Consider the following 25,469-nt stretch of genomic DNA (forward strand, 5'->3'; position numbering starts at 1 on the left):
CATGCGTCCGCTCGGCATGGAAGGCGCCTGGCTGGTGGAAACGCAGGTCCACGGGGACGACCGCGGAGAGTTCCAGGAACTCTTCCGCGGCGGGGCGTTGAGCGATGTCCTCGGCTACGCACCCGGCGTCGCGCAGGTGAACCGGTCGGTCTCACGGCGCGGCGTGGTGCGGGGCGTGCACTACGCCGACGTCCCGCCCGGACAGGCGAAGTACGTCACCTGCGTCGGCGGCTCCGTGCTCGACGTCGTGGTGGACCTCCGCGTCGGCTCGCCCACCTACCGCACCTGGCGGGCGGTGCGCCTGGACGACCCGCGGCTGAGCGTGTACGCCGAGGCCGGCCTCGGCCATGCCTTCATGGCCCTCACCGACGACGCCACCGTCGTCTACCTCACCTCCGAGGAGTACGCCCCGCAGCGCGAGCACGCCGTCCATCCCCTCGACCCCGCCCTCGGCATCGACTGGCCCGCCGGGATCGAGCCCGTGCTGTCCGCGAAGGACGGCACGGCCGCCGGTCTCGAGGAGATGGAGCGGCGCGGGCTGCTGCCGGACTTCGGCGCCTGCACGAGATTCCACCAGGGCCTGCGGGAGAGGTACGCGGCCGCACGGCACCCGGCCTGAGGGGCCCGGAGGGCGGCTCAGCGCCCCGGCCCGGTCCGGGGCGCCGGCTCCGGCCGGCCCGCCGCGTGGCGCAGCGCCGGGAACGCCTCCGCCAGCGCGCCGCGCCACTCGCGCAGCGGACCCATCCCCGCCTCCCGCCAACGGCGTTGGTCCAGCAGGCTGAAGCCAGGCCGCTGGGCGGGGCGGCCCAGCGCGCCGCTGGTGGTCGGGCGGATCCGGTCCGGGTCGGCGCCGAGCAGCCGGAACGTCTCACGCGCCAGCGCGTACCAGGTCGTCCCGCCCGTATTGGTCGCGTGGTAGATGCCGGCAGGCGCCGCGTCCCGTAGCGCCGCCGTGCCCAGCGCGACCAGCCGGTCGGCGAGGTCCGCGGTCCAGGTCGGCTGACCTTGCTGGTCGTCGACGACCGGCACGGTGTCCCGGCCGGCCGCCAGCCGGATCATGGTGGAGACGAAGTTCTTGCCGCCCGCCCCGTACAGCCAGGCCGTGCGCACCACGTAACCGGTCTCCGGCAGGATGCCGAGCACGGCCCGTTCGCCCGCGAGTTTGGTCATGCCGTACACGGTCCGCGGGCCGGGAGGGTCCTCCTCGCGGTACGGCCGGTCGGCCAGTCCGGCGAAGACGTAGTCGGTGGACAGCTGCAGCAGCCGTGTGCCGCTCCGGCGGCAGGCGTGGGCCAGGTGCGCGGGTCCCGCGCCGTTCACCTCCATGGCCCGCGCGGGATGCGACTCGGCCGCGTCGACCGCCGTCCACGCCGCGCAGTTGACGACCACCGCAGGCCGGTGGTGTGCGACGGCGGCCCGCACGGAGGCGGGGTCCGTGACGTCCAGGGCGGCGCGGCCGAGCGCGGTCACCGCGAGCCCCCGAAGGGCCAGGCAGGTGGTGAGTTCACGCCCGAGCATGCCGTCGGCGCCGGTGATGAGCCAGCTGGGACCAGGTATCGGGGACACGGCGACGACCTCCGGTTCGGGGTGGGCGGGTTCAGGCGGGCAGGGCACGGTGCGCGAGCAGCGGTTCCCACCAGGAGCGGTGCGCGCGGTACCAGGCGACGGTGGCCGCCAGGCCGGCGCTCAGGTCCGTGGCGGGCGCGAAGCCCAGCTCACGGCCGATCCGGCCGGAGTCCACCGCGTACCGGCGGTCGTGGCCCTTGCGGTCCTCGACGTACTCCACGCTGTCCCAGCCGGCTTCGCAGGCCTCCAGCAGCAGGCCGACGAGCTCCCTGTTGCTCAGTGCGGTGCCGCCGCCGATGTTGTACACCCGTCCCGCCCGTCCCCGGGTCCTGACCGCCTCGATGCCCCGCACATGGTCGTCCACGTGCAGCCAGTCCCGTACGTGCAGTCCGTCGCCGTACAGCGGCACCTTGCGTCCGTCCATCAGCAGGGTGACGAAGCGGGGGATCAGCTTCTCCGGGAACTGGTAGGGGCCGTAGTTGTTGGAACAGCGGGTGATCCGGACGTCCAGGCCGTGGCTGACGTGCTGGGCCAGGGCGAGCAGGTCGGCCGACGCCTTGGAGGCGGAGTAGGGGCTGTTGGGCCGTAACGGCTCGTCCTCGCTCCACGATCCGTGCTCCAGCGAGCCGTAGACCTCGTCGGTCGACACCTGTACGAACGGGGCCGCGCCGTGCCGCAGCGCCGCGTCGAGAAGCGTCTGCGTGCCTTGCACGTTGGTGCGCACGAACGCGGAGGCGTCGAGCAGCGAGCGGTCGACGTGGGACTCGGCGGCGAAGTGGACGACCTGGTCCTGGCCGGCCATGACCCGGTCGACCAGGGGCGCGTCGCAGATGTCGCCCCGTACGAAGACGCATCTGGGGTCGTCGCGTATGGGGTCGAGGTTGGCCCGGTTGCCCGCGTAGGTCAGGGCGTCCAGCACGGTGACCAGCACATCGGGCGGCCCACCGGGGCCGAGCAGGGTGCGGACGTAGTGGGAGCCGATGAAACCGGCTCCGCCGGTGACGAGCAGACGCGTGGTCATGGCGGGCCCCGCTTTCCGGAAGGGTGGGATCGAGGAACGGTGGAATCGAGGAAGGGTGGGCCAAGGCCGGTCTTCAGGAGGAGATCTGGGCCGTGCTGTGGTCGCCGAGGACGAGCCGGTGGGCGTGCGGCACGGGCGGGGCGGGCGTCACCCGGACGTGCCGGCCGATGAGGGACGCCTCGATGCGCCGCACGCCGGAGATGGAGGCGTTGCGCAGCACGATGGAGAACTCCACCTCGCTGTCCTCGACGAAGCAGTCCTCCGCGATGGAGGTGAAGGGCCCGACGTAGGAGTCGGCGACGACCGCGCCCGAGCCGATCACCGCGGGACCCACGACGCGGGAGTTGCGGACGACGGCGCCCTCGTCGACGCGGACGCGTCCGATGAGCTCGCTGCGCTCGTCGACGAGGCCGTCGCAGCGCGGCTCGAGGGTCTCCAGGACCAGCCGGTTCACCTCCAGCATGTCGGTGACGTTGCCGGTGTCCTTCCAGTAGCCGGTGATCTGTGTGGAGCGCACCTCCCGGCCCGCGTCGATGAGCCACTGCACGGCGTGGGTGATCTCCAACTCGCCCCGCCAGGACGGCTCGATGGCCCGCACGGCCTCATGGATCGCGGGGGAGAAGAGGTACACGCCGACCAGGGCGAGGTCGCTCTTCGGGCGCGCCGGCTTCTCCTCCAGGCGGCGCACGCGGCCGGAGGCGTCGAGCTCGGCCACGCCGAAGGACCGGGGGTCGGAGACATGGGTGAGCAGCAGGTGCGCGTCCGGCCGGTGCGCGTGGAACTCGCGGATCGGCTCGTCGATGCCACCCACGACGAAATTGTCGCCGAGGTACATCGCGAAGTCGTCGTCCCCCAGGTACTTGCGGGATATGCGGACGGCATGGGCGAGCCCCAGCGGCTCCTGCTGTGGAATGTAGCTGACATCGAGGCCGAATTTGGAGCCGTCTCCCACGGCTTCCATGATTTCGTCGACCGTGTCGCCGACCACGATGCCGACGTCCGTTATCCCGGCGGCGGCGATCGCCTCCAGCCCGTAGAAGAGAACGGGTTTGTTGGCCACCGGGACCAATTGCTTGGCCGAGGTGTGGGTAATGGGCCGCAGGCGGGTGCCCGCGCCTCCGGCCAGTACGAGCGCTTTCATGGGTGCTCCCTGCATGGTGTGGGGTGGGGCCAGGGGGCCGTCGGTCGCCGCATCGGGCGGCCCCGCCGCCGGGTGGCGGGAAACGTACGCTGCTTGGCGTGATCCACTCCTTGGGGCAACTCGTATGTGTAAGGGGCGCATTGAAACAAAGATCTGTCGCGATGACGCTCCTGCGGCTGGAAAACGCTGCAGGCGGGCACGGTCCGCCGCACGGTGCCGCCGTCGGTGCCCCGCGCGGCCCGGTGTCCGCCCGGTGTCCGCCCGGTTCTCCCCGGCCCCGGCGGGTCCGGGGCGGTCGGCGCCCGCCCTCCGCAGGGTCACTTTCCAGCCGCTTTACCTTGCTTTACTGAGATCTTGGCGGATGCTAAGCATATGACGGAGGAAAGCCCCGAGGCGGTGCCGGACTCCTTACAGTGGAATGCCTTTGTGGCCGAAGGGTATGTAGTGGAGACTAATTCCCGTAACAGTCCCGTTCAAGCCCGTGACACGCCTGTGGGTCCTGCCACAGAATCCAGTACCTGTAGCTCGAAGTTATCCGGTGTCGCCACGGTACCCATCAGTTCTCTCCGGCCGTCCGACTCCCCCCGCAGGGCCGGGGAGAACCCGGAGCACATTCGCGCGCTCGCGGAATCCGACGCACATCTGCCCCCCATCGTCGTGATGCCGTCCACGATGCGCGTCATCGACGGCATGCATCGGCTGAGGGCCGCCGAACTCCGGGGCGCCACGGAGATCGAGGTCCAGTACTTCGAGGGCGAGGAGAAGGACGCCTTCGTCCTCGCCGTGGAATCCAACGTCACCCACGGCCTGCCGCTCACCCGCGACGACCGCAAGGCGGCCGCGGCACGGATCCTCAGCAGCCACCCCCTGTGGTCGGACCGGGCGATCGGGTCGGCGACCGGGCTCTCGGCCAAGACGGTCTGTGCCATCCGCTCCCGTTCGACCGAGGCGCTTCCACAGTCGAACGTCCGCATCGGCCGGGACGGCAGGGCCCGTCCGCTGGACCCCACCGAAGGACGCATGCTGGCCGGCCGCCTCATACAGGAGAACCCCTCGGCCCCGCTGCGCCAGATCGCCGCGCAGGCGGGTGTGTCACTCAGCACCGTCTCCGACGTCCGCAAACGGCTGCAGCGCGGCGAGGGCCCCGTACCCGAACGCGTGCGGGTACGGAAGGAGACGGGCAACGGTACCGAGGAGGCGCCACAGCAGCGGCGCCCCGACGAGGCCGAGGCGAACAGGCCCTCACGCACCCTGATGCTGCGCCACCTCAGCCGCGATCCGTCGGTGCGGCTGACCGAGGACGGTCGCGCACTCCTGCGCTGGCTCAACGTCGTGGCGGTGCGCGGCCAGGACTGGGAGCGCCTGCTCGGCAACATCCCGCCGCACCGCGTCGACGTCATCGCCGAACTGGCCCGGGGCTGCGCCGAGATCTGGCAGCAGGTGGCGGAGCAGCTGGAGAGGACCGGCGGCGCGGAGGCGGACGGCGCGGCGGGCCGGCGCTCCGCCGACGCCTTGGGTCAGGCGTCCGTCGTCGTCGGCGCCGGCCTCGGTGGCGGCACCGGCATCGAGGCCGGCATCAGGGCCCGCGCGGCGCACGCCATGAGTGCCGCCCGGCCGGAGGAGGTCGCCGTCCCGGTGACCGACCCGCCCGAGCGCGCGGCGAGCGGCCCCTCCGAACCCTGCTGCGCCGTCATCGCGCGCCGCCAGCTGCGCACGACGCGGCGGTAGGCCACCGGGCGCGCCCGGCTCCGGGCAGTGGCCGGCTCGTACGGCCGCTGCCCACTCAACGACCGGAATCTTCAAGGGAGATGAACGATGAAGGTGGGAATCCTCGGCGCCGGGCGCATGGGGCAGCTGCACGCGCGGGCGCTGGTCGCATGCGCGGACGCCCCCTCCTTGCTGATCCACGACGTCGACCACGCCGCCGCCGAACGGCTCGCCCATTCGCTGAACGCGCACGCCGCGGGGACGGCGACGACCCGGCCCTCGCTCGGCGAGGTCATCACCGATGCCGACGCACTGGTGGTCGCCACCCCGGCGACCCGGCGCCGGGCGGCTCTGCTCGAGGCGTCACGGGCGGGCCTCCCGGTGTTCTGCGAAAAGCCCCTGACCGCCGACGTGGAGGAGGCGCGCGAGATCGCCGCCGCTCTCGTGGGGGCCCGGCTCCACGTGGGGTTCCAGCGCCGCTGCGACCCGGGGTACCGAATGCTGCGGGAGGAGATCCGGTCCGGCCGGCTGGGACGGATCCTGCTGGTGCGGTGCACCGCGTTCGACCATGCGCCACCCGCCGGCGCGTACGAGCGCACCGCGGGCGACATCTTCACCGACTGCCTCATCCACGACATGGACGTCGTGCACTGGCTGACCGGACAGCCGACCGTCGCGGTCCAGGCCGACGGTGCCCGGATGCTGGGCGGCGAAGGGTACGACGTCGCCACCGCCGTGCTCACCCTCGGCGACGGCGCGCGGGCCGTGCTCTCCGCCTCCCGGCTGGATCCGCACGGCTACGACCACCGTGTCGAGGTCCTGGGAACCAAGGGCTCCCTCGCCGTCGGGCTCGACGAACGGACCCCGCTGCGGCGGGTCGGCGCCGACGGCGACGGGCTTGCCGCCGGGCCTGCGCCGCACACTCCGTACCGGGACTTCACCGACCGCTTCGCGGCCGCCTACCAGCAGGAGATGCGGGCGTTCCTGCGGATGGCGACGCACGGGGAGCCGAGTCCGTGCACCGCCGCGGAGGCGCTGGCGGCCCAGGAAGTGGCCGCGGCCGCGGGCCGGTCGGCGCGGACCGGGACCCGCATCACCCCGGTTGGTGGGAGTCCGGCGGCGGATGCCCCCCACACCGCGGAAACCGCCACGGAAGCCGCCACGGAAGGACGGAACCGATGACGCGGAGGGCGAATGGGCCGGCACGGCGTGCCCCGTGGCGTCGGGGTGCGGTCGCCTGCAGCGTTCTGCTGACGCTCGTCAGCGTTCCCGCCGCCTCCTCGGCGTCCGGTCCGGACGGCGGGAAGCCGGACCGGGGGCAGGAGACGGCACAGAACGTCATCCTCCTCGTCGGTGACGGCATGGGCGACTCGGAGATCACCGCCGCACGCGACTACAGCGTGGGGGCCGGGGGTCGCCTGGCCATGGACCGGCTGCCGATGACCGGCACGTCCCTCACCCACTCGGTGGACGAACGGGGCCGGCCCGACTACGTCACCGACTCCGCGGCCGGTGCCAGTGCGTGGGCCACGGGGCACAAGACCGTCAACGGACGGGTCTCCAAGACCGCGGGCTCCAACCGGCCCGTGCCCACCGTGCTGGAGCTGGCCCGGCGCCAGGGGTACGCGGTCGGCAGCGTCACCACCGAGTCGGTCGCCGACGCCACGTCCGCCGCCCTCACCGCGCACGTCACCGACCGCTCGTGCAAGGGGCCGGCCGACATGGCGGCCTGTCCGGCGGACACCCGGGCGCGCGGCGGCGCCGGCTCCGTCGCGGAGCAGACCGTCGCCCTGCGGCCCGACGTCCTTCTCGGCGGCGGGACGGACGTCTTCGCGCAGACCGTCACCGACGGTCCGCACCGGGGCCGTACGGTGCTGGAGCAGGCCCGGGCCGGGGGCTACCAGGTGGTGCGCGACAGCGCGGGCCTGAAGGCGGCCCGCCCCGGGCAGCCGGTGCTCGGACTGTTCGCGCCGGCCGCCGTGCCGGTGGAGTGGACCGGGGCCCCGGCCGTCGTCGGCGGGACGCGGCCCCAGCGATGCGCCATGCACAACCCCGCACGCCCGGCCGGCACGCCCACGCTGGAGGAGTCCACGCGCGCCGCGCTGGACCTGCTGACGGCCCGGCGCGAGCGCTCCGGGCCGGCCGGCAAGGGGTTCTTCCTCCAGGTGGAGGGCGCCTCCATCGACGACCGGAGTCATGACGCCGATCCGTGCGGCCAGATCGGGGAGACCCTCGCCTTCGACCGGGCCGTCGCCGCCGCGCTCGCGTACGCCGACGCGCACCCCCGCACCCTCGTGATCGTCACGGCCGACCACGGGCACGCCGGCCAGGTCCTCCCGGTGGACGCGCGGCCGCCCGGCCGCTCCAGCACGCTCATCACCGACGAGGGCGCTCTGCTCCAGCTCGGGTACGCGAGCGGCGCGCCGGACGACGTGCAGGAACACACCGGGGTGCAGGTGCGGGTCGCGGCCAGGGGGCCGCAGGCCCACCGGGTGCTCGGCGTCCACGACAACACCGCGCTGTTCGGCACGCTGCGTTCGGCGCTCGGCCTGCGCTGAGGCTTCCGCGAAGGAGGGCGCGCCCATTCCGCAGCCGCAAATTCCTTCACCCATGCCATTCCCATGTCCCTTTCACAGGGCACCGGTTGAAGAATTCCCGCGTCCCCCGCAGCATGGTCCGGCGGAAGCGGATCTCCGTCTTTCCGGCACGGCCTCCATGGAGTCGAAGGGTGTGAAATCGTGAGCTCTTTCCAGGAATTGCCGAGGTGGCCCCAGCTCTCGGACGACGACATCGAGGCGGCGGTGGCGGCATTGCGCTCCAACCGCCTCGTCGGTCTGTCGAACAGCGTCGTCGAGGAATTCGAGTCGGCGCTGGCCGCCGGGCAGGGGGTCGGGCACGCGGTCGCGGTGTCCACGGGCACGGCGGCGGTCCACCTGGCGCTGCACGCCCTCGACGTCGGCCCGGGCGACGAAGTGATCGTGCCCACCCATACGTTCATCGGCTCGGCGAGTCCCGTCACCTATCTCGGGGCCCGCCCGGTCTTCGCCGATGTCACCCCCGACACCCACTGCCTGGACCCCGATTCGGTGAAGTCGCTCATCACCGAGCGCACGAAGGCCATCGTGGTCGTCCACATCAACGGCTGTGCCGCCGACATGGAGGCCCTGGCCGCCGTGGGCGCGGCGGCGGGCGTACCGGTGGTCGAGGACATGGCCCAGGCGCTGGGCACGGAGATCGGCGGGCGTCCGGTGGGGGGCTTCGGCGATCTGGCGTGCGTCAGCCTCTTCGAGCAGAAGGTGATCACGTCGGGCGGTGAGGGCGGCGCCGTCCTGACGAACAACCCGGCCTACGCCGAGCGGGTGCGGCGGCTGCGCAGCCACGGCGAGGGCCCCATCGAGGGCCGCCCCGGGCTCATCTGGGCCCATGAGGTCGGCTACAACTACCGGCTCACCTCGGTACAGGCGGCAGTCGGCCTCTCCCAGCACGCCCGCCTCGGCGCGATGGTCGAGGCACGCAGGAACAACGCCGCCCGCCTGTCCGAGCGGCTCGCCGGCGTCGAGGGGCTCGAGCTGCCGGTCGAGCCGGAGAACACGGTCCACGCGTTCTGGAAGTATGTGGTGCGCGCGGTGCCGGGCGACGGCCGGCCGCCGGCGGCGGAGATCGCGGCGACGCTGCGCTCCCGCGGCGTCCCGGTGCTGCTGCGCTATCCGTTCCCCCTGCACCGGCAGCCCGCCTTCGACGCCCACCGGGACGTGTCGCTCCCGGTCGCGGAGCGGCTGTCGCAGGAGCTGCTGGCGCTGCCGTCGCACCCGGCCCTGACGGAGGGGCACCTCGATCACATCGCGGACGAGGTCCGCAGGGCCTTCGCCGCGTGACGGCCCTCCCCGCGACATCAGGAGAAACAGGAGAGCTCATGTCCTCTGCCCCGTCCCCCGTCTCCTCCGGGGCCTCGTCGGCCACCGCCGCCGAAGGCCCGCCGGTGCTGCTCGGCACCTCCGCCTTCGGCCAGAACGAGCGGGCCTTCCCCGTCTACGACGCCTACTGGGAGGGCGGCGGCAGGGCCTTCGACACCGCGTGGCTGTACGGGCACGCGTACGGGCCCGGCTGCTGCGAGCGCACCTTCGGCGCATGGGCGGTGTCCCGTGGCGTCGAAAAGGACGTCCGGGTGCTGGCCAAGGGCGCGCACACGCCGGAGTGCCTGCCGGACCGGGTGGAAGCGCAGCTCGCCGAGAGCCTCGAGCGCATGCGGCGGGACGACGCCGCGCTCTACATGCTGCACCGGGACAACCCCGAGGTGCCGGTCGGCGAGTTCGTCACCGTCCTCGCGCAGCTGGTCGAGCGCGGCCTGACCGGCGCGTACGGGATGTCGAACTGGTCGCTGACCCGGGTGAAGGAGGCGGTCGCCTACGCCCGTGAGCACGGCCTCCCCGAGCCGGCCGGGGTGAGCAACCAGTTCAGCCTCATCGACATGGTGCGGCCCATCTACCCGGGGACCGTGAGCGCGAACACCCCCCAGTGGCGGGCCTGGCTCGCCGAGGAGGGCATGTGCCTGTACCCGTGGGCCAGCCAGGGGCGCGGGGCACACGCCCTCGCGAACCCGGACGAGCTGCGCACCGGCCCGCTCGCCGAGAGCTGGTACAGCGAGGCCAACACGGCACGGCTGCGCCGGGCGCGGGAGCTCGCCGGGCGCGAGGGCATCTCCTCCACGGGGATCGCGCTCGCCTGGACGCTGTCCCAGCCGTTCCCGGTAGTGGCGCTGATCGGGCCCAGGCAGCCGGAAGAGGTACGCGATTCCCTGACGGCGATGACGTACCGGCTCACCGGGCCGGAGCGCGAGTGGCTGGAGAGCGGCGAGGGCGTGCTTCCCGGTCGTTGACATGCCGTCGAGTCCCGGCGCCTTCCGGTAGGTTGCGGCGGGAAAATCCACTCCGTAGAAGGACATTCCGCACATGAGCACGTCGAAGAACGTCGTCGAGGTCCCGGACGCCCTGGCGGCGTCGTACCACCGCAGCGCGGGTGAGGCCGGGCGGGACTGGATTGCCGCGCTGCCCGCTCTGGCCGCGCGACTCCTGGAGCGCTGGGAGCTGAAGCGGGACGGCGAGGCCGGCTACGGCGAGGCCTCGCTGGTGCTGCCCGTGCTGCGCGGGGACGGAACGCGGGCGGCGCTGAAGTTCCAGATGCCCAAGGAGGAGACCGCCGCGGCACTGATCGGCCTGCGCACCTGGAACGGCGACGGCACGGTGCGGTTACTCGACCACGACCCGGCGAGCAGCACCATGCTGCTGGAGCGGCTGGACGCCTCCCGCACGCTGGAGTCCGTCGAGGACGACGACGTCGCGATGGGCATCCTCGCCGGCCTGCTGGCGCGGCTCGTCTCCGTCCGCGCACCGGAGGGGTTGCCCGGGCTCGGCGACATCGTCGCCGGGATGCTGGAGCAAGTACCCACCGCGGTGGCGGCGCTGGCCGACCCCGCCGACCGGCAGCTGCTGAGGACCTGCGCCTCGGCGGTGGCCGAACTGGCCGGCGAGCCGGGGGACCGGATGCTGCACTGGGACCTGCACTACGGCAACGTCCTCGCCGGGGAGCGCGAGCCGTGGCTGGCCATCGACCCGGAGCCGCTGGCCGGGGACCCGGGCTTCGACCTGTGGCCCGCGCTGGACAGCCGGTGGGAGCACGTGGCCGCGACCGGTGACGCCCTGCGGGTGGTGCGGCGGCGGTTCGACCTGCTGACCGACGCGCTCGGTCTGGACCGCGGGCGGGCGGCCGGCTGGACGCTGGGGCGGGTGCTGCAGAACTCGCTGTGGGACATCGAGGACGGGCACACCGCGCTGGTCGCTCCCCAGGTCGCCGTCGCGCGGGCGCTGCTGAACCGCTAGCGCGCGCTCCCGGCCGCGGCCCGCGCGGGCCGCGGCCGGGAGTTCTTCTTCCCCCTTCACGCCAACAGCCAATGAGGAGAGTCATGAGTCTGGTCAGCGTGCACAACGAATGGGACCCGCTGGAGGAGATCATCGTGGGGACGGTCAAGGGCGCACGGGTGCCCAGGGCCGACCGCAGCGTGTTCGCCGTGGAATACGCGGGGGAGTACGAGAGCCAGGACCGGATCCCCTCCGGCGAGTATCCGGACCGGGTGCTCAAGGAGACCGAGGAGGAGCTGAACGTCCTGTGCGAAGAGCTCGAAAGGCTCGGCATAACGGTCCGGCGCCCGCAGGAGCGCGACAACTCCGCACTGATCACGACCCCGGACTGGCAGACCGACGGCTTCCACGACTACTGCCCGCGCGACGGACTGCTCTCCGTCGGACAGACGGTCATCGAGTCGCCGATGGCGCTGCGCGCCCGTTTCCTGGAGTCGCTGGCCTACAAGGACATCCTTCTGGAGTACTTCGCCAGCGGCAGCCGGTGGATCTCCGCGCCCAAGCCACGGCTGACCGACGCCATGTACGACCCGACGGCGCCCGCCGGAGAGCGGCTGCTCGACCTGGAGCCGGTCTTCGACGCCGCCAACGTGCTCCGCTTCGGCACCGACCTGCTGTACCTGGTCTCCGACAGCGGCAATGAACTCGGCGCGAAGTGGCTGCAGTCGGCCGTCGGCGACCGGTACACCGTGCACGCCTGCCGCAAGCTGTACGCCTCCACCCATGTCGACTCCACGATCGTGCCGCTGCGGCCGGGCCTGGTGCTGATCAACCCCTCGCGGGTCAACGACGAGAACATGCCCGACTTCCTGCGCTCCTGGCAGACCATCACCTGCCCGGAGCTGGTGGACATCGGCTTCACCGGGGACAAGCCGCACTGCTCGGTGTGGATCGGCATGAACCTGCTCGTGGTGCGGCCCGACCTCGCCGTCGTCGACCGTCGGCAGACCGGGCTGATCAAGCTGCTGGAGAAGCACGGCATGGACGTGCTGCCGCTGCAGCTCACCCATTCCCGCACCCTCGGCGGCGGTTTCCACTGCGCCACCCTGGACGTCCGGCGCTCGGGCTCCCTGGAGACCTACCGGTTCTGAACGAGCCCCACCGGTCCGCGGCAGCCGCCCCCGTGCCGCCGCGGACCGCCCTTCAACTCCCCGACCGCGACAGGAGATTGTCCAACGTGATTGGTTATGGCGTTTGCGTCGGCCCGTCCGATCTCTTCGACCGCATCTGCCGGCCGGGCATCGAACGCGTCCGGACGCCCGGCAGCCCGCTGTTCACGATGCGCCACCAGCGATCGATGTTCGAGGCCTACAACGCCATCTTCGACCAGGCCGCCGCCAACTCCGACGTCACGGGCCTGGTGATGCTCCACGACGACGTCGAGCTGCGCAAGAACCCCGTCGACGTGGCGGGCCCGGTGTTCGAGGACGAGTCCGTCGGCATGCTCGGCTCGCTCGGCGGATCCGACACCGTGTCCCTGGCCTGGTGGAACGAGAAGGCGACCCGGCGCGGGCGGGTGGCCGACTACGACAAGGTCCACGACCATGGCGCCGGACGGCACGAGGTGCACGCCGTGGACGACGTGATCCTGTGCGTGAACCGCTGGGTCATCGAGAACGTGCGCTTCCCGCCGGGCCACTACCGCGGCTTCGAGGGGCTCGGCGTCATCCTGGCCACGCTGGTGCGCGCCGCCGGCAGGCGCGTCGTGGTCGAGGACCTGCAGGACGTCATGCACCACAACGCCGGCCGCGGCTTCAATGGCCTGACGGACTGGCGCCACAACGAGCTGCGCTGGCAGCGCCAGTTCTTCGACCTCAGCCCGCTGGAGCGGCTGGGCAACCACCTCGAGGACCTCGCCGTGCCCACGATCCCGGCACGGGTCGCCGCACGGCGGCTGGTGCTGCGCGCGGCGGGCCGAGGACACGAGGTGAGCGACGGGGAGTCCGGCGACCCGGCGATCGACGAGCTCGTGGACGGCTGGTACCGGCGGTGCAGGCGGCTGCGCGGCCGAATGAGGGTGTGAGGAGAGGACATGGCGAAGTACACGCGGCTGAGCTACGACGTCGAGAAGATCCCGATCGCCGAGCTGGTGCGCGAGATCCTCGCGGTGGACGACCTGGAAGGCCTGGCCGCCAGTGATGCGGTGGCCACGCGGGAGTCCGACCAGAGCACGGACCACCACAAGCGCTTCTACGACCACTTCGACGTCATCTCGCCCGCCTACCGCAAGCTCGCCCAGGAGCTGCTGGGCCGGAAGGCGGAGACCCACTACCTCCAGCGGGTACCGACGTTCCGGGTGCACCTGCGCAACTCCGTCGCGGTCGGCGACTGGCACCGTGACCGCGACTTCGGTCACGACGTCACCGAGGTCAACTACTGGGTGCCGCTCACCCGGGCGTTCGGCAACAACACCGTGTGGATCGACGACGAGCCGGTGCACGCCGAGTACGGCGACGTCATCGTCTTCGACGGCGCGAACTCCTGGCACGGCAACGTCGTCAACGACACGGAGATCAGCCGGGTGAGCATGGACTTCCGCACCATTCCCCGGGCCAGTTACCGCCCCAACGAAAAGAAGTCGGTGTCCTTCGGGATGCCGTTCCTCCTCGGTGAGTACTGGGACATCCCCTGAGCTTGCCGAGGGGACGGGCGGTACGGCGGCTTTCCCCCGCCGTACCGCCTTTCCTTCGTTTACCCGCCCTCCGGCCGGGCGTTGACACGAAAATACGGTCTTCATAGCCTGTCGTCATGAATCCCAGCGTGGAGACGACTTCGAATTCGACTGCCATTCCCGCGGCTTTTTCCACCGCGGACGGCAATTCCGACGAGGCCCTGTTGTCCCTGGACGAGCGATTCCAGCAATTCGTGGCCAGTCTCCCGGCCGACCGTCCGGTGTGGTTCTGCTTCTTCTCCTCCGGACTCCTGCACGTCATCCAGCACTTCCTGCGATTCGTCCCGCCGCAGCTCAACTGCGCGTTCCTCTCCAGTGGGCTGACCCCGGAGGAGATCGCCGTACGGGACACCATGAGCAGCGGCCTGCCCGCCTTCGACATGGACGAGCGGGTCGGCAGCCACGAGATCTTCGAATTCCTGCTGCGCAACCTCGACCGGCCGTTCGGCATCGTCGACAGCGACTGCTTCGTGATGGACGCCGACTGGTTCACCCGCTGCACGGACGGGCTGGAGCCGGGCGTGGCCGTCAGCGGCCCCCTCAGCTACGGGCCGATCCCGCTGGCGGCCCCGCCGTTCCTGGCGATCAACCCGCTGGCCCGCCCCGAGATCGAGCGCGCCATCGGCGGCCCCGTCTCGCCGGCGGCCTACTCCTACACCCCGCCGGGACCGGAGAAGGAGATCGACGGCGCCATGGTGCGGCTGATCCAGCCGCACCACGAGGCGGCCCTGGCCAAGGTGCTGGCGATGGAGGACCACCGGCTGCCGTTCCCGCAGGGCGGGCTGCTGGACGTGCTCGACGACGGCCGCGAGGTGCGCAGCCACGAGCGCCACCACCATGTGCACAACGGGAACAGCGTGATCCGGGTCGTCTTCGACGGGCTGATGTTCTACCAGCTCATGGCCCTCGCGGCGGGCTGGCGCATCGCGCACTTCCACAGCTTCCCCGGTACCAAGGTCTTCGCGCCGCAGATGGTGCACGCGGGCGGCATCTCCTACTGGCACCGGCTGCGGCCCAGCGAGATCGCCGCCGGCATCCACGAGCTGCCGTGGTCGGCGCACATCGACGCGCTGCTGCTGGAGGACTTCAACGCCCGGCCGGACGCGCCCGAGACCTACCGGGCCCGCAGCGTCCGGCTCGCCGCCAACCTGCGCCAGTCGAAGACGGACCTCGCACGGCTCCGGGAGGAGCTGAGCGGCAAGCTCTCCGCGGTCGGCGTCGACGTCGCCGACCCGCGCTGGCACGCGGTGCTGGGCTGAGGGCGGGGGAGCGTCATGCGCGTACTGCTGACCGGCCACCAGGGCTACCTGGGCACCGTCATGGCACCGATCCTGACCGCCGCCGGGCACGAGGTCACCGGACTGGACAGCGGCCTGTTCGCCTCCTGCGTGCTGGGCGCGCCGGAGACCGAGGACGTGCCCGGCCTGGCCCTCGACCTGCGCGAAGTCACCGTGGACAGGCTGCGCGGCTTCGACGCCGTGGTCCACCTGGCCGCGCTGTCCAACGACCCTCTCGGCTCGCTGGCCCCCGACATCACCTTCGAGATCAACCACCACGCCTCCACCCGGCTCGCCCGGCTGGCCAAGGACGCCGGGGTGAGCCGGTTCGCCTACGCCTCGACGTGCTCGGTGTACGGGGCGCAGTCCGGCGACGAACCGGTCGACGAGGACGCGCCGCTGAAGCCCGTCACCCCCTACGCGGTCTCGAAGGTCCGCGTGGAGGACGACCTGGTGGAGCTCGCCGACAGTCATTTCACGCCCTTCTTCCTGCGCAACGCCACCGCCTTCGGCTTCTCGCCCCGGATGCGCACGGACATCGTGCTCAACAACCTGGTCGGCCGGGCGCTGCTCACCGGCCGGGTCACCGTGCTCTCCGACGGGACCCCCTGGCGGCCCCTGGTGCACGCCGAGGACATCGCCCACGCGGTGCTCGCCGGGCTCGCCGCGCCGGCGGACGTGGTCCGGGCACGGGCGTTCAACATCGGTGGCGAGGAGAACAACCGGACCGTCGCGCAGATCGCCGAGGCCGCGGCCGCCGCGGTGCCCGGCTCCGTCGTGGAGATCACCGGCGAGACCGGCGACGACCCGCGCTCCTACCGGGTCGACTTCACGCGGGCGCGCACCGAACTCGGCTTCCGGGCCCGCTGGAGCATCCCGGACGGGGCGGCCCAGCTCCGTAGGGAATACGGCGCACGCGGCCTCACCCGGACCGCCTTCGAGAACGAATTCACCCGCCTCGCGGTGCTGCGGCGCAGACAGCGGGAGGGCTCCCTGGACGAGGCCATGCGGGTGCGGCGATGAGAATTCTGCTGAGGAGGGGACGACAGTGAACCCGGACATTCCGGTGGTGCTCCTGTGCGGCGGCTACGGCACCCGCATCCGGGAGGCCAGCGAGCGGCTGCCCAAGGCCATGGTCGACATCGGCGGCCGTCCGATCCTGTGGCACATCATGAAGATCTACAGCCACTACGGCTTCCGCCGGTTCGTGCTGTGCCTGGGGTACAAGGGCTGGGAGATCAAGCAGTTCTTCCTGGACCACCGCGCACGGATGTCGGACTTCACCATCTCGCTCACCGACGAGCATCGGTTGCGCTTCCACGACGACCGGGCCGACGAGAACTGGGAGATCACCTTCGCCGAGACCGGCCTGGAGACCGCGACCGGCGCCCGGCTGCGCCGCATCCGGCACTACGTGGACACGGACGACTTCATGATGGGCTACGGCGACGGGGTCGGGAACATCGACCTGGCCGCGTTGGAGAAGGAACACCGCGACGCCGGGCGGATCGGCACGGTCACCGGAATCCACCCGACGTCGAAGTTCGGCGAGATGGACGTCGAGGACAATGTGGTCCTGGAATTCAACGAGAAGCCCACGCAGGTCACCGGCTTCGTCTCCGGCGGGTTCTTCATGTTTCGCCGGGAGTTCCTCGACGACTACCTGGACGACGACCCGATGCTGTGGCTGGAGAGCGACCCCTTGCAGCGCCTGGCCCGCGACAAGCAGCTGACCCTGCACGCCCACCACGACTTCTGGTGCGCCATGGACACCTACAAGGACTATCAGCACCTGAACGGGCTGTGGGCGGCGGGGAACGCGCCCTGGAAGGTGTGGGGCTGAGGAACCCGCCGCCCGGCCGTCGCGAGGGGCCGTCAGACGCCGAAGAGCTTGTCCTGCTCCTCGCGGAGCGCGTCGATCAGCCGGCCCGGCGGCAGTCCCACGTCGTCGTAGGTGAGCACGGCGTCCCGGGCGACGTCGTGGCGGAGCACACAGCCCTCGGCGACCCCCATGGGGAGCAGGCGCCGCGCGCGGGTCGCCGCGTGGGTCTCGGCGACGCCGTAGGTGTCGTAGCCGCCGAGGCCGTCGAGCGTCGCACCGGCTCTCAGGTCCCGCTTGGCGGTGGCGACCACGTCCACCTTCGGCCCGGCGGGCGGCGCCAGGGCGGCGTCGGCGAAGTCCACCGCGCGGGCGACGGTGCCGGGCACCTCGAAGTGGCACAGGTGGTAGGGGGTGTAGAAGCTGTACAACGGGCCCTTGCCGAGCTTGTACAGCTCGAGGTAGTGCCGCTGCCGGGGGTCGTCGTGGGTGCCCAGTACGTACACCCCGGGGCCGGGTCGCGCGCCGACCACGTAGTCGACCACGCCGCCGAGTTCGCGCAGCTCATCGATGTCGTAGAGCCCGGTCAGCTCGTCGACGTGTCCGGTGTGGTCGCGCCCGTACATCCCGCGCCTGCCCACGGTGAAGCCGAAGGCGTTGGCGACGATCGCCTGCTCGAAGGAGACCTTCGTGCCGTCGGCGAAGCTGGTGACCATGTGCACGTTCTGGCCCCAGCGTTCGGCGAAGCCCCGCTGGGTGGCGGGCGTGCGGTACTCGTCCTGGAGGCCCTTGACGTTGCCCGCCACCAGGGGCGTCACCCCCAGGCCCCGTACGAAGCGCAGGAGGTTGGCCTGTACCGCGGGCTGGTCGCCGTCCGCGCCGGTGAGCACGACCCCGGCGGCGCGGGCCCGGTGGGCCAGCAACGGGCCCACCGTGCCGTCCAGTTCGGCGTTCATCGTCACCACGGGCAGGCCGCGCTCGATGGCGGCGACGGTGACACGGGCGCCGAACTCCACCGCGCCGGTGACGTCGACCAGGCAGTCGATCCCCTCGGCGGAGAGCAGGGCGAACGCGTCCTCGGTCACCACCGGCCGGCCGGCGGCGACCGCCGACTCGATCTGCCCGGTCGTCTCCGCGCGCAGCGGCCGGACGCCCGCCTCGGTGTAGGCGCGCTCGGCGCCCGTCAGGCTCCGGTTGGCGATCGCGGCCAGCCGCATGCCGGGCACCGAGCCGATGATGTGACGGGCCAGTCCGCGGCCCATGAAGCCGGCGCCCACCATGCCGACCCGGATCGGCCGGTCCTGCTCCGCGCGCCGGCGCAGGGCGGTGTCGACGATGATCATCGGGCGTCCGCCGGGGCGGCGGCCAGCAGCGGCCAGCCGGCGTCCTTGGCCGAGACCACCTCCACCGGGGCGGGCCACTCCACCCCGAGTGCCGGATCGTCCCAGCGCAGCCCGCGTTCGGCGCCCGGCGTATGGGCGGCGGAGACCTGGTACAGCGTCTCGGCCCCGTCGGTCAGCGTCAGATAGGCGTGCGCGAAGTTCCTGGGGACGTGCATGGCCAGCCGGTTCTCGGCGGTGAGGGCCGCGCCGAAGTGCCGCAGATAGGTGGGGGAGTCCGGCCTCAGGTCGACGATGACGTCGTAGACGGCGCCCCGGATGCAGCGAATCGTCTTCGCCTCCGCGCTCGGCGCCAGTTGGTAATGGAATCCGCGCAGGGTTCCCTTGCGATGGTTGAACGACACGTTGCACTGCTCGACCGCGGGCTCGAGCCCGGCCGCCTCGAATTCCTCGCGGCAGAACGAGCGGGCGAAGAATCCCCGATCGTCCTCCAGCCGTTTCAGCTCGATCAGTGCGGCGCCTTCCAGTGGAGTTGCGTGCACCAGCATGGGCGACTCCCTGATTTGTATCGATTCGTCATGGAATTCCGAGACTATGGCCGCATCAGGATTCGGGGCAACGACTGCGTTCCGACTGCTGACGGTACGCAGTCGAACGGCGGACTGGCCCTGCTCATCCGTGAGTTGACGCTCCGTCCGCCGCGCTCGGTATCCTCGCGCAATGCGCCCGTTACCTGTCACGGATCCGGGAAAACCGGATATTCGGTCGGCCACGCGGTTTCTGCTGTGGCTCGCGGGCCGCATCGTCCGGCCACTGAGCGCCGCGGCGTTCTGCGGCTTGCTCTGGCTGGGCTCCCAGGCGCTGATGCCGGTGGTCATACGCGAAGCCATCGACGACGGTCTCGTCCCCGGCGACCTGCGCGCGGTGCTCTCCTGGTCGGCCGTCCTGCTCGGGCTCGGCGTGGTGCAGGCGGTGTCCGGCACCGTCCGCAGGCGGCTCAACACGTACATCTCGCTGTCGGCCGGCTTCCGCACCGTCCAACTGGTCGTCGGGCACGCCAACCGGCTCGGCGCGTCCCTGGAACGGCGCGTGGACGACGGCGAGCTGGTGAGCGTCGGCACCTCGGACATGACCACCATCGGCAACGCCTTCGACATTGTCGGCCGGACCGTGGGAGCCGTGGTCTCCGTGGTGCTGGTGGCGGTGGTGCTGCTCGAGCAGTCCGCCACCCTCGGCATGCTCCTGATCGTGGCGCTGCCCGCCATCATCCTGACCATGGGCTATACCCTGCGGCCGCTGCACCGCCGCCAGGAGGCCTACCGTGATCTCCAGGGCGAGCTGACCTCCCGGCTCACCGACGTGGTCGCCGGCCTGCGCGTGCTGCGCGGGGTCGGAGGGGAGACCTCCTTCGCCCGCTCCTACCGCGAGCGCTCCCAGCGGGTGCGGGCCGCGGGTGAGCGCGTCGCCGGAGCCGAGGCCCTGATCAGGGGCGCTCAGGTGCTGCTGCCCGGACTGCTGGTCGGCGCGGTCACCTGGATCGGCGCGCGGGCCGCGCTCTCGGGCTCGGTGACCGCCGGCGAGCTGGTGGCCTTCTACGCCTACGCCGCCTTCCTCGTCGAGCCGCTGGGCATCTTCACCGAGACCGCCGACCGGTTCGCCCGCGCCCACGTCGCCGCACGGCGCGCCATCGCCGTCCTCGCCCTGCCCACCGAGTCCGCACAGGGCACGGACCCCCAGCCGATGCCCGCCGGCGCGCGGGAGCTGATCGACGAGCGCTCCGGACTCACCGTCGCCCCCGGCGCGTTCCTCGTCGTGGTCGCGCCGCCCGCCGACGGGGTGCGCCTCGCCGACCGCCTCGGCGGCTACGCCGACGCGCCCGTCACCTACGGCGGGCTTCCCCTGACCGGGCTGCCGGCCGAGGAGGTCCGCCGCCGCATCCTGGTGGTGGACAACCGCTCCCGGCTCTTCCGCGGACCCCTGCGCTCCGCCCTCGACCCGCACGGAGCCGGGGACGACACCGCGATCGCCGCGGCCCTGCGGGCGGCCGTCGCCGAGGACGTCGTCGAGGCACTGCCCGAAGGCCTGGACACCCACATCACCGCCGACGGGCGCCGCTTCTCCGGCGGCCAGCGCCAACGCCTGGTCCTGGCCAGGGCCCTGCTGGCCGACCCGGACGTCCTCGTCGTGGTCGACCCCACCTCGGCGGTGGACGCGCACACCGAGGACGCGATCGGGCGGCGCCTGCGCGCCGCGCGCGCCGGACGCACCACCGTGCTCATCAGCTCCAGCCCACTGCTGCTCGACCGGGCCGACCAGGTCGCCTTCCTGCGCGACGGCCGCGTCGCGGCCACGGGCACCCACCGCGACCTGCTGGCCGCCGGCGCGGACTACCGCCTGGTCATCCAGCGCGAAACCGGCGAGGCCCCGGCCGGCAGCGCCTCGTCCACCAGCCTCGCCTCCCGGGGGAGCACCGAATGACCAGGGCCACCCTGCCCGTAGCCGACGCCGCCGAGGTCCGCGAGCACGGCCGCGCACTGGCCCGCCGCCATGCCGGCGACCTCGGCCGGCTGCTCCTGCTGCACGGACTGGCGGCGATCTGCGGCCTGCTCGGACCGTGGCTGATCGGCCGCCTCATCGACGAGGTCGTCCACGGCACCACCGCCGGCACGGTCAACGGGCTCGGCCTCGGACTGCTGCTGTCACTGGTGTCGCAGTCGGCGCTCACCTACTGGGCGGTGCAGCGTTCCTGCCGGTTCGGGGAGAAGGTCACCGCCGAGGTCCGCGAGGACTTCGTCGACCGCGTCGTCGGCCTGCCGCTGTCCACCGTGGAGGACGCCGAGCCCGGCGACCTGATCACCCGGGCCTCGCGCGACACCGACGCCCTGACCAACACCGTCCGCTACGCCGCGCCCGAGACGCTGATCGCGGTGATGACGTGCCTGTTCACCTTCGCCGCGCTCATGCTGACCGGCCCGCTCACCGCACTGCCCAGCCTGGTGGTGATCCCGCTGCTGTGGGCCGGCACCCGCTGGTACCTGCGCCGCTCCGGAGCGAGCTACCGGCGGCGCGCCGCCGGTTACGTGGCGCTGGGCGACACCCTCGCCGAGACGGTGCCGGGCGCCCGTACGGTCGAGGCGCTGGGGCTCGAGTCCGCGCGGCGCCGGGCGCTGGAGCGTGACCTCGGCGAGGCCTACGAGGCCGAGCGGTACACCATGTGGCTGCGCAGCTCGTGGTACCTGCTGGTCGAGTTCAGCTATGTCGTCCCCGTGGTGGCGACCCTGGCCGTCGGCGGGCTGTTGCACGCCCACGACCTGGCCACGCTGGGACAGGTCGTCGCGGCCACCCTCTACGTCCGGCAGCTGATCTTCCCCTTGGACGACGTGCTGAGCTGGATGGACGAGCTCCAGATCGGCTTCGCCTCGCTGGCCCGGGTCCTGGGTGTCAGCAAGCTGCCCGCCGACCGGCAGCCCACCGGCGCCCGGCCGAACGGCCAGGAGATCACCGCCCGCGAGGTCACCTACTCCTACCTGCCGGGGCGCGACATCCTGCACGGCGTCGACCTGGATCTCGCCCCGGGCGAGCGGCTGGCCGTCGTGGGGCCGTCCGGCTCCGGGAAGTCCACGCTCGGCAAGCTGCTCGCCGGCATCTACGCGCCGGGCTCCGGCACGGTCGAACTCGGCGGCGTGCGACTGGTCGACCTGGGCACCGAGGAGCTGCGGAGCCGTATCGCGCTGGTCACCCAGGAGCACCACATCTTCCGGGGCACCCTGCGGGAGAACGTCACCCTCGCCAGACCCGCCGCCGAGGACCGGGTCCTGCGCGCGCTGACCGTCGTCGGAGCAGCCGACTGGGCGGCGGCGCTGCCGGACGGGCTGAACACCGTCGTCGGCTCCGCCGGGCACCCGCTCACCGCCGCACAGGCCCAGCAGGTCGCCCTGGCCCGGCTGGTGATGGCCGACCCGCACACCGTGGTGCTCGACGAGGCGACCGCCCTGCTGGACCCGGCGACCGCCCGGCACACCGAACGCGCGCTGGCCGCGGTGCTCAGCGACCGCACCGTCATCGCCATCGCGCACCGCCTGCACACCGCGCAGGACGCCGACCGCATCGCGGTAGTCGAGAACGGCCGCGTCAGCGAACTCGGCAGCCACCACGAGCTGCTGGCCGCGAACGGCGCCTACGCCGCATTGTGGCGCGCCTGGCACGGCGACTGAACGCATTGCGGAACTGAATGCGGAACTGAATGCGGAACTGGTTGCTGAACTTATTGCAGACAAAGACGTTCCGGCCCTAGCCTGGCGATATGAATTCCAGGCATCCGCATGTGGATTGGGACAGTCTTTTCGGGGACGACTACGATTACTTCGACCTTCCGGACCTCACTCCCGAACTGAGTGCCAAGGAAGTGTCGAGCATGATCGAACTCGGCGGATTCGATCGTGGGATGACCCTCCTCGACGCGCCCTGCGGACACGGCCGGCATGCCAACGTGCTCGCCTCCCAGGGTTATTCCGTGGTCGGTGTCGACCGGGACGAACGCTTTCTGGCCATGGCGGCCGACGAGGCGGCACGCATGGGCGTACAGGTCGACTACCGCCATGTCGACCTGAGGGAGATGTCCTTCGTCGCCGAATTCGACGCGGCCGTGTCCTGGTACAGTTCCTTCGGCTATTTCGACGACGAGACCGACCGGGACATTCTACGCCGCTATCGTCGCGCGCTCCGCCCGGGCGGCCGTTTCCTGCTCGACATGCATTCCCCGTACCGGCATATTCCCAGCGTCCTGGCCAACCACGACATGCACGTCGACGTGCTGCGCCGCGGCGAGGACATGGCCATCGACATCCAGGAGCTGGACGCGGAGGCCGGCCGCTACTACGCGGAGAAGATCACCATACGGAACGACACGGTGGAACGGGCCCGGTACAGCGTCCGCATGTTCACCGCGCCGGAGATCCTGGAATGGTTCCGCACCGCCGGATTCTCCGCGGCGCGCGTCATGAACGAGCGCGGCGGCACGTTCACCGTCAGCAGCCGCCGCCTGGTCGTGCTCGGCACCGCCTGAAGCCGCCCGCCCGGCTCACCGCCCCTGCCCGGCCGTAACACTGTGAAGGAGGAGCCCCTTGGCCGCCGACTCCGCCCGGCTCATGGCATCGACCAACCGGCACCGTATCGCGGACGCCGATGTCGAAAGCCTGCGGGCGCACTACGCCGCTCACCGGTGCGCACAGATCCCGCGGATCGCCGACGTCGGCGAACTGCGCACGGCAACCCGCTCGGCCTACGAGCAACTGCACGACGAGCCCGTGCTGGACGCGCAGGAGCACACGGCCGACAACGACACGCTCGGCTACGGCTTCCGGCTGCTGCGCATCGACGCCAAGTCCGACTCCCCGGCGCACGCCGAACGGGTCACCACCGTCTTCCGCGAACACGGGCTGCTCGACTGGGCGGAACACACGGCCGACGAACTGATCCCGCTGGTGAACGAGATCACCGGCCGCGAACTGCGGTACGAGCGGGTGTTCCTGCTGGCCTACCGCGAGGGCGACTACATCGGCCCCCACGGCGCCGAGCACGACACCGACCTCAACCGGTTCAACCTCCAGTTCCCGCTCTGCTACGACACGGTCGGCTCGATGCGCATCCTGCGCCGGGGCTACCTGGAGCCGATGTACGACCGCGACGGTGACGCCCGGCTGCTCGGCCCGCGCATGTGGCACGAGGTGCCGCCGCTGCTCCGGCTGCCCGGCGGCCCCGACCCGCTGCGCCTGGTCGTCTCGCTGCGGCTGATGGCCAAGCCGTGACGGACACCGGACGCGGCGCCGTCTCCCGCGCACAGGACGCACAGGACGCACAGGACGACGCACGGGATGCACGGGATGTACGGGGCAACGCCTCGGTGGCGGCCGAGGTCTTCCACCGGTACGGGGTGGACTTCACGGGCGCCCGCCGCGCGAGCGGCTGGACGAACGCCACCTGGTTGGGCGGCGGAATCGCGGTGCGCGTCGCCGGCGCCTCGGGCTCCGAGGACCTGCGCCGCGAAGTCCGCCTGGCGGCGGTGCTTCCCCCGGAGACCGGCTACCCCCGGGTACTGGACACCGGCACGACACGCGGATTCCAGTGGGTGGCGACGGCCGAGATCGCCGCGGCGAGCCTCGACGACGCCTGGCCGGCCCTGACCTGGGACCAGCGCATCGAGGCCACCCGCCGGCTCTGGGCCAGGGCCCGGGCGGTGCACCGGGTCGACCCGGTCGTCGCCGCGCCCCTGGCTCGCCCCTCCAACCCCTTCTACGCGCGGTCCCCCCGGGAGGCCGAGGCCGGGCTGCTGCGCCTGCGCGCGGCGGGAGTGCTCACCGCCGCCGAGCTGAACCGCCTGCGCCCGGCGCTCGACCGGCACTGGGCCGCGCTGCCGCACGCCACGCCCGTCCTCAACCACGGCGACCTCTCCCCGGTCAACGCGCTGTGGGACGGAAACGAGGTGGTGTCGCTGCTGGACTTCGAGTTCGCCGTCCTGGCCCCCGCGCAACTCGACCTCAACGAGCTGGTCAAGCTCGCCTACGCGCCACCGGAGCCCGGCACGTCACCGACCGGGGCGGACGCGGCGGGCCGCCACCGCCTGCAGGAGGCGGTGACCGACCTCGCCCGTCCCCTGCTGCGCACGGCGGCCGAGGTGGACCTCCTGCTGGGCCACGCGATCCAGCTGGAGACCTGGGGCCTGGAGAGGGAGCTGGCCAAGCCCGGCCGGGAAGCGTTCCGGGAATGGGAGCCGTACCGGATGCTCGCGGAATGGGCCCGCACCGACGGCGGCCACTACGCGCCGCTGCTGCACGCCTTGGGCCACCTCTGAGGACGATCAGTCACCCGAGCGGCACTCCCCGGCGTTGTGCCGGCCACGCTCGTGCACGTGCGAACCGGACACCAACGCCGGCGAATGGTCCGGCAACCGCTCATTCGCCCTGTCGGAGCGCCCTCGCCGCCTGCTTCACCGCGGCGGCGACCGCCGAGGTCG

The 25,469-nt window shown here is 71.9% G+C and carries 23 protein-coding genes; 18 read left to right on the plus strand and 5 right to left on the minus strand.

The window, feature by feature from the left end; genetic code table 11:
* Position 1: 1 nt before the first annotated feature.
* Positions 2–619, plus strand: coding sequence for a dTDP-4-dehydrorhamnose 3,5-epimerase family protein (locus tag AB4K12_RS05355; protein ID WP_368433083.1), 618 nt, complete (start codon positions 2–4; stop codon positions 617–619).
* A 17-nt stretch (positions 620–636) separates the two neighbouring features.
* On the opposite strand, the gene rfbD is transcribed toward AB4K12_RS05355, so the two are convergent.
* The 3 genes from rfbD to AB4K12_RS05370 all read right to left on the minus strand — a co-directional run bounded on the left by rfbD (position 637) and on the right by AB4K12_RS05370 (position 3,728).
* Entirely contained in the window at positions 637–1,566 is a 930-nt protein-coding gene (rfbD, locus tag AB4K12_RS05360) for a dTDP-4-dehydrorhamnose reductase (protein ID WP_368433084.1), read from the minus strand.
* 31 nt (positions 1,567–1,597) lie between these two features.
* A complete protein-coding gene (gene rfbB / locus AB4K12_RS05365; RefSeq protein ID WP_368433085.1) occupies positions 1,598–2,587 on the minus strand; it encodes a dTDP-glucose 4,6-dehydratase in 990 nt (329 codons plus the stop codon).
* 73 nt (positions 2,588–2,660) lie between these two features.
* A complete protein-coding gene (locus tag AB4K12_RS05370; protein WP_368433086.1) occupies positions 2,661–3,728 on the minus strand; it encodes a glucose-1-phosphate thymidylyltransferase in 1,068 nt (355 codons plus the stop codon).
* 372 nt (positions 3,729–4,100) lie between these two features.
* Here AB4K12_RS05370 and AB4K12_RS05375 point away from each other — a divergent pair, with 372 nt between their 5' ends.
* From AB4K12_RS05375 to AB4K12_RS05430, 12 genes are all read left to right on the plus strand, one after another.
* The gene (locus tag AB4K12_RS05375) at positions 4,101–5,456 is read left to right on the plus strand and encodes a ParB/RepB/Spo0J family partition protein (protein ID WP_368433087.1); all 1,356 of its coding nucleotides are present in this window, start codon (positions 4,101–4,103) and stop codon (positions 5,454–5,456) included.
* Between the two features lie 87 nt (positions 5,457–5,543).
* A complete protein-coding gene (locus tag AB4K12_RS05380) occupies positions 5,544–6,617 on the plus strand; it encodes a Gfo/Idh/MocA family oxidoreductase (protein WP_368433088.1) in 1,074 nt (357 codons plus the stop codon).
* Positions 6,614–7,993 carry an alkaline phosphatase gene (locus tag AB4K12_RS05385; protein WP_368433089.1) on the plus strand — a complete coding sequence of 460 codons (1,380 nt, stop codon included), beginning with the start codon at positions 6,614–6,616 and terminating at the stop codon, positions 7,991–7,993. The genes AB4K12_RS05380 and AB4K12_RS05385 overlap by 4 nt, the downstream gene beginning before the upstream one ends.
* Before the next feature lie 180 nt (positions 7,994–8,173).
* A complete protein-coding gene (locus tag AB4K12_RS05390) occupies positions 8,174–9,310 on the plus strand; it encodes a DegT/DnrJ/EryC1/StrS family aminotransferase (RefSeq protein ID WP_368433090.1) in 1,137 nt (378 codons plus the stop codon).
* Positions 9,311–9,348: 38 nt separating this feature from the next.
* The gene (locus tag AB4K12_RS05395; RefSeq protein ID WP_368433091.1) at positions 9,349–10,311 is read left to right on the plus strand and encodes an aldo/keto reductase; all 963 of its coding nucleotides are present in this window, start codon (positions 9,349–9,351) and stop codon (positions 10,309–10,311) included.
* A gap of 73 nt (positions 10,312–10,384) precedes the next feature.
* Positions 10,385–11,311 (plus strand): aminoglycoside phosphotransferase family protein, encoded by a 927-nt coding sequence (locus tag AB4K12_RS05400; RefSeq protein WP_368433092.1) that lies wholly within the window; start codon positions 10,385–10,387, stop codon positions 11,309–11,311.
* Between the two features lie 83 nt (positions 11,312–11,394).
* Entirely contained in the window at positions 11,395–12,441 is a 1,047-nt protein-coding gene (locus tag AB4K12_RS05405) for an inosamine-phosphate amidinotransferase 1 (protein WP_368433093.1), read from the plus strand.
* An 86-nt stretch (positions 12,442–12,527) separates the two neighbouring features.
* Positions 12,528–13,373 carry a glycosyltransferase gene (locus AB4K12_RS05410; protein WP_368433094.1) on the plus strand — a complete coding sequence of 282 codons (846 nt, stop codon included), beginning with the start codon at positions 12,528–12,530 and terminating at the stop codon, positions 13,371–13,373.
* Positions 13,374–13,382: 9 nt separating this feature from the next.
* The gene (locus tag AB4K12_RS05415; RefSeq protein WP_368433095.1) at positions 13,383–13,982 is read left to right on the plus strand and encodes a streptomycin biosynthesis protein StrG; all 600 of its coding nucleotides are present in this window, start codon (positions 13,383–13,385) and stop codon (positions 13,980–13,982) included.
* Between the two features lie 116 nt (positions 13,983–14,098).
* Positions 14,099–15,280: a dTDP-dihydrostreptose--streptidine-6-phosphate dihydrostreptosyltransferase gene (locus tag AB4K12_RS05420; RefSeq protein ID WP_368433096.1), complete on the plus strand. Its 1,182-nt coding sequence runs from the start codon at positions 14,099–14,101 to the stop codon at positions 15,278–15,280.
* A gap of 15 nt (positions 15,281–15,295) precedes the next feature.
* Positions 15,296–16,321, plus strand: a complete 1,026-nt coding sequence (locus AB4K12_RS05425) for an NAD-dependent epimerase/dehydratase family protein (RefSeq protein ID WP_368433097.1) — start codon at positions 15,296–15,298, stop codon at positions 16,319–16,321.
* 25 nt (positions 16,322–16,346) lie between these two features.
* Positions 16,347–17,141: a glucose-1-phosphate cytidylyltransferase gene (locus AB4K12_RS05430; protein WP_368433098.1), complete on the plus strand. Its 795-nt coding sequence runs from the start codon at positions 16,347–16,349 to the stop codon at positions 17,139–17,141.
* 32 nt (positions 17,142–17,173) lie between these two features.
* Here the strand turns inward: AB4K12_RS05430 and AB4K12_RS05435 are convergent, their stop codons facing one another.
* Both AB4K12_RS05435 and rfbC read right to left on the minus strand, forming a co-directional pair.
* The gene (locus tag AB4K12_RS05435) at positions 17,174–18,460 is read right to left on the minus strand and encodes an NAD(P)H-dependent oxidoreductase (protein WP_368433099.1); all 1,287 of its coding nucleotides are present in this window, start codon (positions 18,458–18,460) and stop codon (positions 17,174–17,176) included.
* Positions 18,457–19,005: a dTDP-4-dehydrorhamnose 3,5-epimerase gene (gene rfbC / locus AB4K12_RS05440; protein WP_368433100.1), complete on the minus strand. Its 549-nt coding sequence runs from the start codon at positions 19,003–19,005 to the stop codon at positions 18,457–18,459. Before rfbC ends, AB4K12_RS05435 begins: the two co-directional genes overlap by 4 nt.
* A gap of 172 nt (positions 19,006–19,177) precedes the next feature.
* On the opposite strand from rfbC, the gene AB4K12_RS05445 reads away from it, so the two are divergent.
* The 5 genes from AB4K12_RS05445 to AB4K12_RS05465 all read left to right on the plus strand — a co-directional run bounded on the left by AB4K12_RS05445 (position 19,178) and on the right by AB4K12_RS05465 (position 25,307).
* Positions 19,178–20,935 carry an ABC transporter transmembrane domain-containing protein gene (locus tag AB4K12_RS05445; protein WP_368433101.1) on the plus strand — a complete coding sequence of 586 codons (1,758 nt, stop codon included), beginning with the start codon at positions 19,178–19,180 and terminating at the stop codon, positions 20,933–20,935.
* On the plus strand, positions 20,932–22,671 hold the full coding sequence (locus tag AB4K12_RS05450) for an ABC transporter ATP-binding protein (RefSeq protein WP_368433102.1): 1,740 nt from the start codon (positions 20,932–20,934) through the stop codon (positions 22,669–22,671). Before AB4K12_RS05445 ends, AB4K12_RS05450 begins: the two co-directional genes overlap by 4 nt.
* A gap of 200 nt (positions 22,672–22,871) precedes the next feature.
* A complete protein-coding gene (locus AB4K12_RS05455) occupies positions 22,872–23,522 on the plus strand; it encodes a class I SAM-dependent methyltransferase (protein ID WP_368433103.1) in 651 nt (216 codons plus the stop codon).
* A gap of 58 nt (positions 23,523–23,580) precedes the next feature.
* Positions 23,581–24,264: a StsF protein gene (locus AB4K12_RS05460; protein WP_368433104.1), complete on the plus strand. Its 684-nt coding sequence runs from the start codon at positions 23,581–23,583 to the stop codon at positions 24,262–24,264.
* The gene (locus AB4K12_RS05465; RefSeq protein WP_368433105.1) at positions 24,261–25,307 is read left to right on the plus strand and encodes a phosphotransferase family protein; all 1,047 of its coding nucleotides are present in this window, start codon (positions 24,261–24,263) and stop codon (positions 25,305–25,307) included. The genes AB4K12_RS05460 and AB4K12_RS05465 overlap by 4 nt, the downstream gene beginning before the upstream one ends.
* The last annotated feature ends 162 nt before the right edge of the window (positions 25,308–25,469 follow it).

Source organism: Streptomyces sp. C36, from assembly GCF_040932295.1.
Classification (GTDB): Bacteria; Actinomycetota; Actinomycetes; order Streptomycetales; family Streptomycetaceae; genus Streptomyces; species Streptomyces triculaminicus.

Bases quoted from the DNA above. Each gene is read 5' to 3' on its own strand.
- AB4K12_RS05355 (WP_368433083.1), top strand. From the start codon at position 2: ATGCGTCCGCTCGGCATGGAAGGCGCCTGGCTGGTGGAAACGCAGGTC.
- rfbB (WP_368433085.1), bottom strand. From the start codon at position 2,587: ATGACCACGCGTCTGCTCGTCACCGGCGGAGCCGGTTTCATCGGCTCC.
- AB4K12_RS05370 (WP_368433086.1), bottom strand. From the start codon at position 3,728: ATGAAAGCGCTCGTACTGGCCGGAGGCGCGGGCACCCGCCTGCGGCCC.
- AB4K12_RS05375 (WP_368433087.1), top strand. From the start codon at position 4,101: ATGACGGAGGAAAGCCCCGAGGCGGTGCCGGACTCCTTACAGTGGAAT.
- AB4K12_RS05380 (WP_368433088.1), top strand. From the start codon at position 5,544: ATGAAGGTGGGAATCCTCGGCGCCGGGCGCATGGGGCAGCTGCACGCG.
- AB4K12_RS05385 (WP_368433089.1), top strand. From the start codon at position 6,614: ATGACGCGGAGGGCGAATGGGCCGGCACGGCGTGCCCCGTGGCGTCGG.
- AB4K12_RS05395 (WP_368433091.1), top strand. From the start codon at position 9,349: ATGTCCTCTGCCCCGTCCCCCGTCTCCTCCGGGGCCTCGTCGGCCACC.
- AB4K12_RS05400 (WP_368433092.1), top strand. From the start codon at position 10,385: ATGAGCACGTCGAAGAACGTCGTCGAGGTCCCGGACGCCCTGGCGGCG.
- AB4K12_RS05405 (WP_368433093.1), top strand. From the start codon at position 11,395: ATGAGTCTGGTCAGCGTGCACAACGAATGGGACCCGCTGGAGGAGATC.
- AB4K12_RS05415 (WP_368433095.1), top strand. From the start codon at position 13,383: ATGGCGAAGTACACGCGGCTGAGCTACGACGTCGAGAAGATCCCGATC.
- AB4K12_RS05420 (WP_368433096.1), top strand. From the start codon at position 14,099: ATGAATCCCAGCGTGGAGACGACTTCGAATTCGACTGCCATTCCCGCG.
- AB4K12_RS05425 (WP_368433097.1), top strand. From the start codon at position 15,296: ATGCGCGTACTGCTGACCGGCCACCAGGGCTACCTGGGCACCGTCATG.
- AB4K12_RS05435 (WP_368433099.1), bottom strand. From the start codon at position 18,460: ATGATCATCGTCGACACCGCCCTGCGCCGGCGCGCGGAGCAGGACCGG.
- rfbC (WP_368433100.1), bottom strand. From the start codon at position 19,005: ATGCTGGTGCACGCAACTCCACTGGAAGGCGCCGCACTGATCGAGCTG.
- AB4K12_RS05445 (WP_368433101.1), top strand. From the start codon at position 19,178: ATGCGCCCGTTACCTGTCACGGATCCGGGAAAACCGGATATTCGGTCG.
- AB4K12_RS05450 (WP_368433102.1), top strand. From the start codon at position 20,932: ATGACCAGGGCCACCCTGCCCGTAGCCGACGCCGCCGAGGTCCGCGAG.
- AB4K12_RS05455 (WP_368433103.1), top strand. From the start codon at position 22,872: ATGATCGAACTCGGCGGATTCGATCGTGGGATGACCCTCCTCGACGCG.